At 47.5% G+C, this 259-nt stretch carries 1 protein-coding gene; it reads left to right on the top strand.

From position 1 onward, the window contains the following. Positions 1 to 259, top strand: a 259-nt coding sequence (locus tag SB772_RS42725) for a DNA polymerase domain-containing protein (protein ID WP_410838862.1), incomplete at both ends; no start/stop codon positions are given.

The raw sequence follows: 259 nt of genomic DNA, 5'->3' as shown, positions 1-259 counted from the left end.
GGTTACGCGAAAGCGCGTTGGTACTGCAAAGAATGCGCGGAATCTGTTACCGCGTGGGGTCGTGAATACATCGAATTCGTTTGGAAAGAACTGGAAGAAAAATTCGGTTTCAAAGTTCTGTACATCGACACCGACGGTCTGTACGCGACCATCCCGGGTGGTAAATCTGAAGAAATCAAAAAAAAAGCGCTGGAATTCGTTGACTACATCAACGCGAAACTGCCGGGTCTGCTGGAACTGGAATACGAAGGTTTCTACA

Source organism: Paraburkholderia sp. SIMBA_030 (assembly GCF_046535245.1).
In the GTDB taxonomy this organism is placed as follows: Bacteria; Pseudomonadota; Gammaproteobacteria; order Burkholderiales; family Burkholderiaceae; genus Paraburkholderia.
Note: the sequence above shows the minus strand (reverse complement) of the source record. Positions and strands in the feature narration are given on the sequence as shown.